This is a genomic window from Embleya sp. NPDC059213 (assembly GCF_042754445.1).
Taxonomy (GTDB): Bacteria; Actinomycetota; Actinomycetes; order Streptomycetales; family Streptomycetaceae; genus Embleya.
Map to the genome: position 1 here is coordinate 44,331 of NZ_JBHZAV010000049.1, position 12,761 is coordinate 57,091.

Here is a 12,761-nt window from a genome sequence, read left to right on the forward strand (position 1 = left end):
GCGCCGTCCCTCGTTCGCGGATGTGGCCGGAACCCTATTGCGTTTCCGGTCACACGGCTTCCCGGCGATCCCACCGGATGGACGGCAGTGGATCAACCCACACAAAACCCTCACATGCGAGCCTGTCCGTTCGTGTGGCGAGACCCGCGGACACGGGAGTAGACACGGCGGTGGGGGAAACCCCGCTCGGCTACGGAAGGGGAGACAACGTGGCTACCTATCGCACACAGATCCAGTGGGGCGGCCCGGACGCCGCCTGGCACGACGACGCCGACCTCGCCGTCGTGGTACAGAGTCGCAACGCCGTGGTTCCGGACAAGGCCCGCCCGGCGACCGGCACCCAGCTTTCCTGGTCCGGCCCGCAGGGCAACGCGACGATCACCTTCTTCGACGACGGCGCGCGCTTCCAGGGCTCCGCGCAGTTCCCGGGTGAGGGCCCGGTCGGTTTCCGCGGCACCGCACGCTGATCCGAGCCCGAAACGACCCGAAGCCGCCACCGGTTCGGTGGCGGCTTCGGCGTGTCGGTCGGGTGGGCGGATTCGAGGACGTCGGGCGTGTCGCGCGAGGTCGCGCACACGGGCACGGGATCGATCAGGAGTGGCCCAGTTGGTCCTCGCCGGGCTGCATGCCGTCCTCGTCCACCGGACTCTCCACCGGGCGGATCCGCACGGTCTCGATCCGGTATTCGTCCAGGGACAGCTCGGCGGCGGGCGTCGCGGCGGGCATGACCGCCGCTTCCGAGTGGCCGCCGCAGCCGTACGCCAGCGAGACCATCCGGCCGTCGGCGGGCGAGTACTCGTTGGCGCACACTCCGAACGCCTGCCCGAGCGGGCCGCCGACCTTGACCAGGAAGCCACAACTCGTGCAGTGCGCCGGGGCGGCCTGGGCCATGGGCGTGGCCCGGCCGAAGTGCTCGTCCCAACGGTCTGCGGCCAGATCGCGGCCGACCGGCGACAGGACGCGTGCGCGCCCCTGTCCCAGCTCGTACGCGACCGCCTTGGGACCGAACGCGATCGGTTCGGTCAGTTCCTCCTCTGTCTCGTCCGCTCCGGTGTAACCGAATTCGAGACGGGGGTCGTCGGCGTCGGTGGGCAACAGGTCGCCCACGCCGAGGTCGCCGGGACGAAGGCGCTCGTTCCACGGCACCCAGGCAGGCGCCAGCAGCGCCTCGGGTCCCGGGACGAGGACGGTTTCGTCCACGGTCACCAGCTTGGCGCGGGGCGCACGGGCAACGGTCACCGCCCACCGCCAGCCGTGGTAGGCGGACTCGCGGCACGCGAACAGGTGGGTGACCAGGCGATCACCATCCACCTGAACACCCAGATGCTCGCCGACGGAGTCCTGACCTGCGGCTTCCTCGGCGGCAGCGAAGGCAAGATCAACCGCCTCGGCGCAGAGGCGGTCCGGGGTTCGACTACGGGTCGCGGCACTCACGAGAGTGATTCTCTCTCACGCGTCGAAGGTCTCCACCGCCGATACCCTCAAAACACGTCCGATTCCCGAACGGGCGCGCGGAGCGAGCCCTTCCTGGCGTGTCGCGACCGCATCATCCGAGGGAGCGAGGGCAGGATCCCGGCGTGGCAGCCTCCAAGACCAGCACCGCATCACGGCGCACCATTCGGGCGCCGAGTTCGACCCGCGGGTCGTACCCCAGGAACCGAGGTCCGGCGCGGCGCGCGCTGGGTTGGTTCGGCGGACTGTTCACCGGCGGCTTCGGCAGACTGCGCGGCGCGGCCCGGGCCAAGGGGGCCGGAGAAAGCGGTCTCGCCAAGCTGATCGAGCTGCATCTGATCAACAACGCGGGCGACGCGTTGGTGACCATGGCGCTGGCCACGACCGTGTTCTTCTCGGTGCCCACCGGCGAGGCGCGCGACCGGGTCGCGATGTACCTGCTGATCACCCTCGCGCCGTTCGCGCTGCTCGCCCCGGTGCTCGGTCCGATCCTGGACCGGATGCGCCGCGGTCGGCGCGTCGCGATGGCGATGGCGATGCTGGTCCGGGTGGGGCTGTGCTGGCTGATGGCCGGTTCGGTGAACGACGGCGGGCTGGAGCTGTATCCGGCCGCGTTCGGCGTGCTGGTCTCCTCCAAGGTGTACGGGGTCAGCCGCAGCGCGGTGGTGCCCCGGCTCCAGCCGCGCTCGGTCTCGCTGGTCAAGGCGAACTCGCGGATCACGCTGTTCGGCCTGATCGGCACGATGGGCGCGGCACCGGTCGCGGGCGGCCTCAAGTACGCGTTCGGCACGCCCGGGATCCTGTACGGCGCGTGTGTCGTGTTCACCTTCGGCGCGGTCCTGGCACTCACCCTGCCCGCCAAGGTCGACTCGGCCGAGGGCGAGGACCGGGCCTCCTTCACCGCCGAGGCGCCCGGCGTCGACCACAAGCGCAAGGTGTCGCTGACCAAGCTGCGGACCGGCCGGGACGGGGGCGGCGCCGAGCCGGCGTCCGAACCCGAGGCGTCGACCGAGCGCGAGCCCGGTCGCAAGCCGGTCCGGGTCAAGACCTCGCGGCGGCTGCGCAGTGTGGGCCCGTCCGTGGTCCAGGCGTTGTGGGCGAACGCGGCGATGCGCGGCTTCTCCGGCTTCCTGATCATGTTCCTCGGCTTCCTGATGCGCCAGCACCCGGTGGCCGACCTGTCCGCGACCCAGGCCACCATCGCGGTGGTGGTCGCCGCCGCGGTCGGCAACGCGGTCGGCACCGCGCTCGGGGCCTGGCTCAAGTCCCGTGCGCCGGAAGCGATCATCGTCGGCGTGCTGCTGGTGTCCGCGACCTGCGCGGCCTGGGCGGCGGTGATGTACAGCCTGGTCACCGTGCTCGCGGTGGCGGCGGTCGCCGGTCTCGCCCAGGCGCTGGGCAAGCTCTCGTTGGACGCGATGATCCAGCGCGACATCCCCGAGGCGGTGCGTACTTCCGCCTTCGCCCGCACCGAGACCGCGCTCCAGGTGGCCTGGGTGATCGGCGGCGGCATCGGCATCGCGCTGCCCCTGAACGGCACGCTGGGGATGAGCGTCGCGGCGGGCGTGCTGACCCTGGCGCTGGTGATCGTCGGTCGCAAACTGACGACTCGCCGGGCGCGTCGCAAGCGGTCCCCCGGCGTCCGGCTGCGGGCCGCCCGGTAATCTTCCGATCATGAAGACTCGCCGCCCTGCCGCGCTCGCCGGCGCCGCCGTCCTGGGCGCGCTCGCCCTGACGGGTTGCAACATCGACAAGCCCACCCCGTTGGTGACCCTGGTCACCGGGACCACGTCGGTCCACTCCGAGGCGGAGTGCTACAAGGACGGTGGCACGCTCGACGACGCCAAGGTGTCGGAGTGCCTGAACAAGACGAAGCTCAAGACCATCTCGGTCGACGAGGGCGGCAGCTTCTCGGTGGGCGTGGACAAGAAGATCGCCGACAAGGGTTGGCTGCTCCTGTTCGACGGCAAGCCGCAGACCGCGTCGGCGATCAAGACCACCTACTACTCCGACATTCGGCTGAAGTACGGGGCGCCGGAGAAGGGCGACGAGCCGATCCTGGTCCAGGTCGTGCAGCCGGACGGCAAAGAGGGCTACCGGGGCATCTGGTCGTTCAAGGTCAAGAAGAAGTAGCTCTTGCCCATTCTGGTGATCACCGCCGTGGCCGCCGAGCGCGACGCCGTGCTCGGCGGTTCGCGTTCGTGGCGCACTCCCGGTCCGGAGGTGCTCGCCGTCGGTGCGGGTCCGGCCGCCGCTGCCGCCGGGACGGCCGCGGCGCTCGCGCGTGGTGCCTACGACCTGGTGATCAACGCCGGTATCGGCGGCGGCTTTTCGGGCCGGGCGCCGGTCGGCTCGACGGTGTTGGCCACCCGGGTGGTGGCCGCCGACCTGGGTGCGCAGACCGCCGACGGGTTCGTGCCGATCGAGGAACTGGGCTTCGGGACGGGCGCGTTCGACGCGGATCCGGGGCTGATCACCCACGTGGGTGACGCGTTGCGGGCGGCCGACATCCCGCTCGTCACCGGACTCGCCCTCACCGTGTCCACCGTGACCGGCACCGCCGCGCGCGCCGCCGAGTTGGCCGAATGGCACCCAAACGCCGCGGTCGAGGGCATGGAGGGCTTCGGAGTGGCCACCGCCGCCGCCGCGTTCGACGTGCCGATGCTCGAACTGCGCACCATCTCCAACGCCGTGGGCCCGCGCGACCGCGCGGCGTGGCGCATCCCCGACGCACTGCGCGCCCTCACCTCGGCCTTCGCCGCGCTCGAAGGGAGCCCGACCCGATGACCCTGTCGCTGGCCTACTCGCCGTGCCCGAACGACACGTTCGTCTTCCACGCCTGGACGCACGGCCTGCTCGCCGACGCGCCGCCGGTGGACGTGCGTTACGCCGACATCGACATCACCAACGGCCTGGCCGAACGCGGCGAACTGGACCTGCTGAAGGTCTCCTACGCGGCGCTCCCGTGGGTCCTGGACGAATACGCGCTGCTGCCCTGCGGCGGCGCGCTCGGCCGCGGCTGCGGCCCGCTCGTACTGAGCCTGGGCGCGAGCACGCCGGCGGCTCTGGCGGGCAAGGTGGTCGCGGTGCCGAGCGAACGCTCCACCGCCTACCTGCTGTTCCGGTTGTGGGCGGCGGGCAACGTGCCCGGCGGCGTTGGCGAGATCCGGGTGCTGCCGTTCGACGAGATCATGCCTGCGGTGCGCGACGGCCTCGTGGACGCGGGCCTGGTGATCCACGAGGCCCGCTTCACCTACGCGCGCTACGGGCTGACCTGCCTGGCCGACATGGGCGACTGGTGGGAGTCGGACACCGGGCTGCCGATCCCGCTCGGCGCGATCATCGCGAAACGCTCGCTGGACCTGCCCGCCCTGGCCGCCGCCGCCCGCGCGTCGGTCGAACACGCCTGGGCGAATCCGGCCGCGTCACGCGCCTACGTCCTCGCACACGCCCAGGAGATGGACCCGGACGTCGCCGACCGGCACATCGCCCTGTACGTCAACGAGTTCACCCGGGACCTGGGCGAATCCGGCCACGCGGCAGTGACCCACCTGCTGACCCGAGCCGCCGCCGAGGGCCTGGTCCCGCCCGTTCCGGCCGACGCCCTGAAACTTCCCTGACCCGGCGGGCGCCGGACGGCCCCGAGCACGCCGGACGCGCCGCCCGGGCCCGCCCGGCACCATCCGGCCCGTCCGGTGTTCGAGGGCACCGCACCGGCCGCCGGGCGGGGTGTCCCGCGCCGCCGTCAGGCGGTGCTCACGTGTCGAGTTCGTCGGCGACGGCCCGCAGCAGTTCGGCGACCTTCGTGGTCGCGCGCTTGTCGGGGTAGCGGCCGCGTTCGAGGGTCTTGTCGACGCCTTCGAGGACCTTGAGCAGGTCCTGGATGATCGAACTCATCTCGTCGGGCTTCTTGCGACTCGCGGCGACGACCGAGGGACGCGGGTCCAGGACCCGGAGCGAGAGGGCCTGTTCGCCCCGTCGCCCCTCGACGATGCCGAACTCGACCCGGGTGCCCGGCTTGAGCGTGTCCAGGCCCTGCGGCAGCGCCGACGCGTGCACGAACACGTCGCCCCCGTCGTCCCGGGACAAAAACCCGAAGCCCTTCTCGGTGTCGAACCACTTGACCTTGCCGGTGGGCACGGGAGACCTCGATCGTGTCGGGACGGCTTCGTCGGGACTTTTACGAGCATTTACCAGGCTGGGTGGGGCGCACACATCGAATCCGAGCAGGAACGCGTAGTGACCCCGTTCACTCGACCAGGCTAATGGTCGCGTTCTCGGCCGGACATCGGGATACCGCCCCGGGCGCATCGGGGCCGGATCGGGGCATCTACCCTGGGCGTGTGTACAACGCATCCGCAGGCCCCGGCGATCGGCTCGTCCGCATCGGCGCGGTGCTCTTCGCCATCGGGACGATCGCCACGCTCGCCACCGTGACACCGCTGCTGATCGGCGCCGACGCGCTGCCGACCGCGGTCTATCTGGTCAGCGCGCTGATGCCGGTCGGCTTCGCGGTGGCCGCCGCGGGCCTGTTCAAGTCGGCCCGCAGCAGGCGCCGCCCGGTGCCCGAGACGCTCTGACGCCGCGCCCGCCGCAACGCGCCGGGGGGCGTTCCTAGCGGTACGACTCCGGGTCGGGCAACAGTTCGTTCATCGCGCCCTCGCGGTAGCCGAGCGGGTCCACCTCGACGCTCGTGAAGCCGGCCTCGTGGACCGCCGCCAGGGCGGGTTCGTGCCCGTCCACGGCGGCGCTGAGCGCGGCGTCCACCTCGATCCGCGCGGACTGCCCCAGGTCGCGCACCCGCAGGTTGCGAACCGGGATCCCGTCCCGGGCCAGGACCGCGCGCAAGGCGGTCTCGGCCCGCTCCACCCGGGCCAGCCTGCTCGGGGTGATCGCCACGCCGAAGGCGACCCGGCTGGACAGGCACGCCGCGGCCGGCTTGTCCCAGGTCGGCAGCCCCCAGGTCCGGCTGATCGCCCGCACCTGAGCCTTGGTCAGGCCCGCGTCCAGCAGGGGGGTGACCGCCCCCGCCTCGGCCGCCGCGGCGATCCCCGGCCGAAAGCCCACCCGCGCGTCGTCCGCGTTGGTGCCGGTGGCCAGGTGGGCCATCCCCGCCGCACGCGCCACCGGCGCGAGCACCGCCATCAACTCCGTCTTGCAGAACCGGCATCGGTCGCCATTGTTGGCGCGATAACCCTCGCGGGCCATCTCGTCGCTGGGCACCAGTTCATGACGCACCCTCAGGTCCGCCGCGAAGGCCCGTGCGGCGTCGCGTTCGGCGGCCGGCAGGCTCGGCGACTCGGTGGTCAGCGCGAGCACGTTGGCCGCGCCCAGCGTGCGAACCGCCGCGGCCAGCAGGAAGGCCGAGTCCGCGCCGCCGGAGAAGGCCACCGCGACGCTGCCCAGGCCGCGCAGCCGCTCGCGCAGCCCGGCGAGCCGCAGGTCGGCGACGTGTGCCTCCAACCACGCGGGGAACTCGGTCAGATCGGTGAGCACGACGTCGGCGCCGGCCGCGCGCAGGTCCTCGGCGGAGATCGGTCCGGTCGCCACCCCGACCGCGACCGCGCCCGCGGCACGGGCCCCGGCCAGGTCGCCGAGATGGTCGCCGACGTACACACTCGCCCCCGACGCGCGCAGCGCCGCGCCCTTTTGTTCGGCCCACAGGTCGCCGACCAGATGATCCACGGCCAGATCCAGATGGTCCAGATGCAGCCGGGCGTTGGGCTCGTGCTTGCCGGTCACCACCATCGTGCGACCGCCGAGCCGATGCACCGCCGCGAGCGCCGCACGAGCACCGGGCAGCACGTCCGTGCCGAGCACGGCATGGTCGGGATACAGCTCGCGATAGCGCGCGGCCACGGCGGTGACCTCGGCGGCCGGGAACCAGTTCGCGACCTCGATCTCCAGCGGGGGCCCCAGTCGGGAGACGACCAGCGCGATGTCGATCGGGACACCGGTCTCCGCGGCGAGCACGGCCCAGGCCGCCCCGATGCCGGGACGGGAGTCGACGAGCGTCATGTCCAGGTCGAAACCAACCATGAGGGAATTCACCCGTTCAGCCTACGATGCGGCGCGTTGCAGGCCGATGTCCGAACGCGGGCAATGCCGTGAACTGCACTTTCCTTGATCGTTTCGGCTCATTCGTGTCAAGGGCGCATTCGAAGCGGAATGCGCCCGTGGACGGCTCGCCGCCCCGCGCGCTTGTGGTCGGATTCCCGTCCGCCGCCCCCGAGTCCCAGGGGTCGGCCGCACGGTCGACCCCTGGGGGGCGGTCATCCGGGAGAGGTATCGCAGCGGGCGCCCTGGTGCTGACGCGCCCGTTATGTCGGTCCGCATAGCGTCGGGGACATGAGCACGATGACGCATCTCCCCGCCCCCCATTCGTTGCGGATGCCGAAGCTGCGCGGCTCCTCCGCCGCCGAGATCCCGTTCACCGAACTGGTCCGCGCCCGGCTGCGTCGGCCCGCCCACCTCACCGCGACGGTCGCGCGCGGCGCGTGGGTGTTCACCGGCACGGCCGTTCGAGTCACCCTGCTCGGCAGGCATGCCGTGCCGTGACCCGGCATGGTCCGACTGCGCGCGGGCAGACGTCCGCTCGGGCAGCCGAATCGACACTCGGGGGTGGACACGGTGGACGACCCGTTCGGGACCGAGGACGCGCGACCCGGCACCGCCGCGAAGCCCGCCGATGCCGCCGACGGCCCCCGGCCCACCCGCACCCGTGCCGCACGCGTGCTGCGCGCCGTCGCGATCGGGTTCGGCGTGCTGGCCCTGGTCGCCTTCGCACTGGTGCTGGCCCGGGTGACGCTCACCCCACAGCCCGATTCGCAGGACCTGGTCACCGGCAACACCGACCCGGGCAACTCGATCCGGTCCTACCTGGACCGCCCCGAAGTCCGGGACGCGATCCGGCAGATCGGCGGCAACCTGGTGTTGTGCACGCCGCTGGGCGTGCTGCTCCCGGTGGTCTCCGCCCGGCTGCGCGGCCCGCTGCGGATCCTGCTCGCCGTCGGCGTGCCGATGCTCGTGGTCGAGGCGGTGCAGGGCCTGTTCGTCGTCGGCCGCGCGTTCGACATCGACGACGTGATCCTGAACGCGAGCGGCGCGGTCCTCGCCTACCTGTTCCTGGGCCGGCACCTGGCCGCCCGGGTTCACCCCCGCCGCACCCGCCGGCGACGGGAGCGACCCCCGAAGGCCCTGGAGAAGCGCCCGATCGCGTGACCGAACGCCCCGCCCGTCGACTACTTCTGCTTGTCCAAATCGTCGGAGTCGACGATCCGGTACGCGTAGCCCTGTTCCGCGAGGAACCGTTGCCGATGAGCGGCGAAGTCCTGGTCGATGGTGTCGCGCGCGACCACCGAGTAGAACCGCGCGCCCCGGCCGTCCGCCTTGGGCCGAAGCACCCGACCGAGCCGCTGCGCCTCCTCCTGCCGCGAGCCGAACGAGCCGGACACCTGGATGGCCACCGTCGCGTCCGGCAGGTCGATCGAGAAGTTCGCCACCTTGCTGACCACGAGCGCCTGCACGGCACCGGTGCGGAACGCGTCGAACAACCGCTCGCGTTCCTTGTTGGTGGTCTCACCCTTGATCACCGGCGCGTCCAACACCTCGCCCAACTCGTCGAGTTGGTCGATGTACTGGCCGATCACCAGGGTTTGTTCGCCCCGGTGCTGCTCGACCAGCTCCTTGACCACACGGGTCTTGCTCGCGGTGGTCGCGCAGAAGCGGTACCGCTCCTCGGGCTCCGCGGTCGCGTAGGCCAGCCGCTCGGTCTCGGTCAAGGTGACCCGCACCTCGACGCAGTCGGCCGGCGCGATGTATCCCTGGTTCTCGATCTCCTTCCACGGCGCGTCGTAGCGCTTGGGACCGATCAGCGAGAACACGTCGCCTTCGCGACCGTCCTCGCGTACCAGCGTCGCGGTCAGGCCGAGCCGACGACGGGCCTGCAGGTCGGCGGTGAACCGGAAGATGGGGGCGGGCAGCAGGTGGACCTCGTCGTACACGATCAGGCCCCAGTCCCGGGAGTCGAACAGCTCCAGGTGCGGGTAGACGCCCTTCCGACGGGTGGTCACCACCTGGTAGGTGGCGATGGTGACCGGCCGGATCTCCTTGCGGGTGCCGCTGTACTCGCCGATCTCGTCCTCGGTCAACGAAGTGCGCTTGACCAGTTCGGACTTCCACTGCCGAGCCGAGACCGTGTTGGTGACCAGGATCAGCGTGGTCGCCTTCGCGGTGGCCATCGCCGCCGCACCGACCAGCGTCTTGCCCGCGCCGCACGGCAGCACGACCACCCCCGAGCCGCCGTGCCAGAAGCCCTCGACCGCCTCCTGCTGGTACGCCCGCAATCGCCAGCCGTCCTCGGCCAGGTCGATCGCGTGCGCCTCGCCGTCCACGTAGCCCGCGAAGTCCTCGGCGGGCCAGCCGAGCTTGAGCAGCACCTGCTTGATCTGGCCGCGCTCGGAGGGGTGCACCACCACGGTGTCCGGGTCCACCCGCGCACCCACCAGCGGAATCATCTTCTTGCTGCGCAGCACCTCCTCCAACACCGCGCGGTCGGTGCTGGTCAGCACCAGGCCGTGGGTGGGGTGCTTGGACAACTGGAGCCGCCCGTAGCGGCCCATCGTCTCGGCGACGTCCACGAGCAGCGCGTTGGGCACCGGGTAGCGCGAGTAGCGCAGCAGCACGTCCACGACCTGCTCGGCGTCGTGGCCCGCAGCGCGCGCGTTCCACAGGCCCAGCGGGGTCAGCCGGTAGGTGTGCACATGCTCCGGGGCGCGTTCGAGTTCGGCGAACGGAGCGATCGCCCGACGGCAGTCGGCGGATGCCTCGTGCCCCACCTCGAGGAGCAGGGTCTTGTCGGACTGGACGATCAGCGGGCCATCGGGCACGGGCCAACCTTTCCGCATGGTGGAGGGGACGGGACCAACAAGTCTCAACCATCGGCGCGGCGACCGTGTTCCGAAAACCGTTTGTCATCGGCAGGAGCAGGCTCCAGGGGCCGTACTGCCCAGGGAGGAGCGCCAGACCCATCCTTACGGAGGAACACACAAACCGGCCCGTCTACCTACCCTGGATACTTGATGGCGCAACAAAAGTCGTCGGCCTCCGACGATCGGGTTCCCCGTCCCGATCGCCCCGCCGCCGAGACCCCCGAGCACGCCGGCGCACCGACCACTGGTCCCGCCGTGTCCACGCGCGCCCTGACCCGGGACTACGGCGGCGGCACCGGTATCTTCGGCATCGACCTGGCGGTGCCGCGCGGCTGCGTATACGGCCTGGTCGGGCCGAACGGCGCGGGCAAGACCACGCTGTTGTCGATCATGGGCGGCACTCGGCGGGCGGATTACGGCGAGGTGCTCTTCGGGGTCGACCGGCGCCGGGTCGCGGTGTCCACGGACGTGCCCGAATTCGAACCGTGGCTGACCGCGTCCGAGGTGGTCGAACTGGCCGGAAACCTCGTCGAACGACGGCTGCCCCGGGAGAAGGTCAAGGTCGCGCTGCATCGCACCGGGCTGTCCGGCTGCGCCGAGCGCAAGGCCGGCTCGCTCTCGCGCGGCATGACGCTGCGCCTGGGCCTGGCCGCCGCCCTGGTGGCGGACCCCGAACTGCTCATCCTGGACGAGCCCACCTCCGCGCTCGACCCGCGCGGTCGGGCCGACGTGCTCGATCTGGTGGCGAGTCTGCGCGAACACACCACGGTGGTCTTCTCCAGCCACATCCTCGCCGACGTACAGCGGGTCTGTGATCAGGTGGGCGTGATGCGCGCGGGCCGGCTGCTCTACCAGGGGTCCACCGCCGAGCTGGTGGACACGCACATGCGGCCGAGCTGGCTGGTGCGGGTGCGGGGCGGGGGCACCGATCTGTTGCGCGCGTTCGCGGCGGAGAGCTGGGTCGCGCGTGTGTCGTCGTTGCGGCCCGGGCTGTTCCGGGTCGAGGCCCGGTCGCTGGAGGCCGGCGAGCGGCACCTCGCCGAGGTGCTCAGCCGCAGCTCGGCCCGGGTGGTCTCGGTCGCGCCGGAGGAGTCCGACCTGGAGGCGGCGTTCCTGTCCATCACCGGTGGTCCGCGATGACCCGGTCCGGCGCCGTGCAGGCGCCCACAACGACCCAGCCGACCGCGTCCGCGGTGGTGGCCGGCGTCGATCGTGTCCCGCGCGGGCCGCGCCGACTGGGGCTGTGGCGGCTGGAGTGGCTGCGGCTGGTGCGTACCCGGCGGTGGTTGTTGCTCGTGATGGCCTATCCGGGCCTGGGGCTGATCGGCCCGGTGTTCGCCAGGCACCGCGATCGCATCGTCGAGGCGCTGCACATCGACGCGGTGGCGCCGGCGGGCGGTATGCGCGCGGACAGCGGGATGGCGGTGTACACGTACGGCGTCGGCCAGGTCAGCGTCCTGGTCGGGCTCGCGCTGATGGCGAGCGCCCTGGCGGTCGACCATCGACCCGGCCTGGCCGCGTTCCATCGCACCCGGATGCGCCGCCCGCGCGATTTGGTGTTGCCCCGGTACACGGTGACCACGGCGGCGGTCTCGCTGGCCTATCTGCTGGGCAGCCTGATCGCGTGGGCCCAGGTGCACTGGATGTTCGGGCCGCTGCCGGCGAAGGCGGTCTTCTACGGGTCGCTCTACGGGATCGTCGGCGTGGTGCTCGAACTCAGCGTGGTCGCCGCGATGGCCGCGTGCCTGCGCCGGCCGGTGGCGATTTTTGGCGCGACCCTGGTGAGCTTCGTGGTGATGCCGCTGGCGGCGTTGTGGCGGCCGTTGCAGAGCTGGTTGCCTTCGCAGCTCTTCAACTCGCAGATCGATTTGCTGCGGGGGCATACTCCTGGGGAGTATGTCGACAATTTTGGGTTGTCGGTGGTTTTGTCGGGGTTGTGTGTTTGGCTGGCGGTTTGGCGGATTGGGCGGCGGGAGATGTGAGGGGGTTTGTCGGGGGGTTGTGGGAGGGAGTTGCCGAGGGGTTGTTTCGGTGGTTTCGGTGGTTTCGGTGGCGGGGGCGTAGCGAGCGGGTGGGGCTGGGACGCGGGCCGAGCCCGGCAGCGGGGGCGCGAGCGCAGCGAGCCGGTGGCGCCGGTCGCGGGCCGAGCCCCGGCAACCAGACCGAGATCGCGAGCGCAGCGAGCCGGAAGGCCCCGGTCGTGAGGTGAACAGCACGACCGGACCGGGGTCGTGAGCGGAGCGAGCGGGGTGGGCGTCGGTCGGCGATGCGGCGTTGCTTCTTGTTGGGCGCCTTCGGCGCCGGCTCGCGAGGCACCACTTTTTTGTTCCGTCGCGGGCTCCTCCACAAAAAAGTGGCCCCTCGCTCGTGTCTTCGTGT

14 protein-coding genes are annotated in these 12,761 nt (G+C 71.4%); 10 read left to right on the forward strand and 4 right to left on the reverse strand.

Translation table 11 applies throughout. The annotated features are described in order from the left end of the window. Window positions 1–209 precede the first annotated feature (209 nt). A complete protein-coding gene (locus ACFXMF_RS19965) occupies window positions 210–467 on the forward strand; it encodes a hypothetical protein (RefSeq protein WP_360316363.1) in 258 nt (85 codons plus the stop codon). A gap of 124 nt (window positions 468–591) precedes the next feature. Here ACFXMF_RS19965 and ACFXMF_RS19970 read toward each other — a convergent pair whose 3' ends face one another. Next, entirely contained in the window at window positions 592–1,443 is an 852-nt protein-coding gene (locus tag ACFXMF_RS19970) for a DUF3027 domain-containing protein (protein WP_360316505.1), read from the reverse strand. Between the two features lie 134 nt (window positions 1,444–1,577). On the opposite strand from ACFXMF_RS19970, the gene ACFXMF_RS19975 reads away from it, so the two are divergent. Genes ACFXMF_RS19975 through ACFXMF_RS19990 form a run of 4 tightly spaced genes read left to right on the forward strand, consistent with a single transcriptional unit; the run spans window position 1,578 to window position 5,072 of the window. Continuing rightward, a complete protein-coding gene (locus tag ACFXMF_RS19975; RefSeq protein WP_379989846.1) occupies window positions 1,578–3,116 on the forward strand; it encodes an MFS transporter in 1,539 nt (512 codons plus the stop codon). A gap of 10 nt (window positions 3,117–3,126) precedes the next feature. After that, window positions 3,127–3,585 carry a DUF2771 domain-containing protein gene (locus tag ACFXMF_RS19980; RefSeq protein ID WP_360316366.1) on the forward strand — a complete coding sequence of 153 codons (459 nt, stop codon included), beginning with the start codon at window positions 3,127–3,129 and terminating at the stop codon, window positions 3,583–3,585. A 3-nt stretch (window positions 3,586–3,588) separates the two neighbouring features. Beyond that, entirely contained in the window at window positions 3,589–4,239 is a 651-nt protein-coding gene (locus tag ACFXMF_RS19985) for a futalosine hydrolase (protein WP_379989845.1), read from the forward strand. Continuing rightward, complete coding sequence (locus ACFXMF_RS19990; RefSeq protein ID WP_360316372.1) at window positions 4,236–5,072, forward strand: 1,4-dihydroxy-6-naphthoate synthase; 837 nt, start codon at window positions 4,236–4,238, stop codon at window positions 5,070–5,072. The genes ACFXMF_RS19985 and ACFXMF_RS19990 overlap by 4 nt, the downstream gene beginning before the upstream one ends. Before the next feature lie 136 nt (window positions 5,073–5,208). Here ACFXMF_RS19990 and ACFXMF_RS19995 read toward each other — a convergent pair whose 3' ends face one another. Then, on the reverse strand, window positions 5,209–5,592 hold the full coding sequence (locus tag ACFXMF_RS19995) for a cold-shock protein (protein ID WP_020556830.1): 384 nt from the start codon (window positions 5,590–5,592) through the stop codon (window positions 5,209–5,211). A gap of 203 nt (window positions 5,593–5,795) precedes the next feature. Between ACFXMF_RS19995 and ACFXMF_RS20000 the strand changes: the two genes are divergently transcribed. Further along, the gene (locus tag ACFXMF_RS20000; RefSeq protein ID WP_360316375.1) at window positions 5,796–6,032 is read left to right on the forward strand and encodes a hypothetical protein; all 237 of its coding nucleotides are present in this window, start codon (window positions 5,796–5,798) and stop codon (window positions 6,030–6,032) included. A gap of 34 nt (window positions 6,033–6,066) precedes the next feature. Here ACFXMF_RS20000 and larE read toward each other — a convergent pair whose 3' ends face one another. Beyond that, window positions 6,067–7,491, reverse strand: a complete 1,425-nt coding sequence (larE, locus tag ACFXMF_RS20005) for an ATP-dependent sacrificial sulfur transferase LarE (protein ID WP_379989848.1) — start codon at window positions 7,489–7,491, stop codon at window positions 6,067–6,069. Window positions 7,492–7,800: 309 nt separating this feature from the next. Between larE and ACFXMF_RS20010 the strand changes: the two genes are divergently transcribed. Next, window positions 7,801–8,010, forward strand: coding sequence for a hypothetical protein (locus ACFXMF_RS20010; RefSeq protein WP_360316377.1), 210 nt, complete (start codon window positions 7,801–7,803; stop codon window positions 8,008–8,010). A gap of 6 nt (window positions 8,011–8,016) precedes the next feature. Beyond that, window positions 8,017–8,673 (forward strand): VanZ family protein, encoded by a 657-nt coding sequence (locus ACFXMF_RS20015; protein WP_360316379.1) that lies wholly within the window; start codon window positions 8,017–8,019, stop codon window positions 8,671–8,673. 20 nt (window positions 8,674–8,693) lie between these two features. Here ACFXMF_RS20015 and ACFXMF_RS20020 read toward each other — a convergent pair whose 3' ends face one another. After that, the gene (locus ACFXMF_RS20020; RefSeq protein WP_360316382.1) at window positions 8,694–10,340 is read right to left on the reverse strand and encodes a DNA repair helicase XPB; all 1,647 of its coding nucleotides are present in this window, start codon (window positions 10,338–10,340) and stop codon (window positions 8,694–8,696) included. 297 nt (window positions 10,341–10,637) lie between these two features. Between ACFXMF_RS20020 and ACFXMF_RS20025 the strand changes: the two genes are divergently transcribed. Beyond that, window positions 10,638–11,522, forward strand: coding sequence for an ABC transporter ATP-binding protein (locus tag ACFXMF_RS20025; protein WP_360316385.1), 885 nt, complete (start codon window positions 10,638–10,640; stop codon window positions 11,520–11,522). Then, complete coding sequence (locus ACFXMF_RS20030; RefSeq protein WP_360316388.1) at window positions 11,519–12,364, forward strand: hypothetical protein; 846 nt, start codon at window positions 11,519–11,521, stop codon at window positions 12,362–12,364. The genes ACFXMF_RS20025 and ACFXMF_RS20030 overlap by 4 nt, the downstream gene beginning before the upstream one ends. Window positions 12,365–12,761 lie beyond the last annotated feature (397 nt).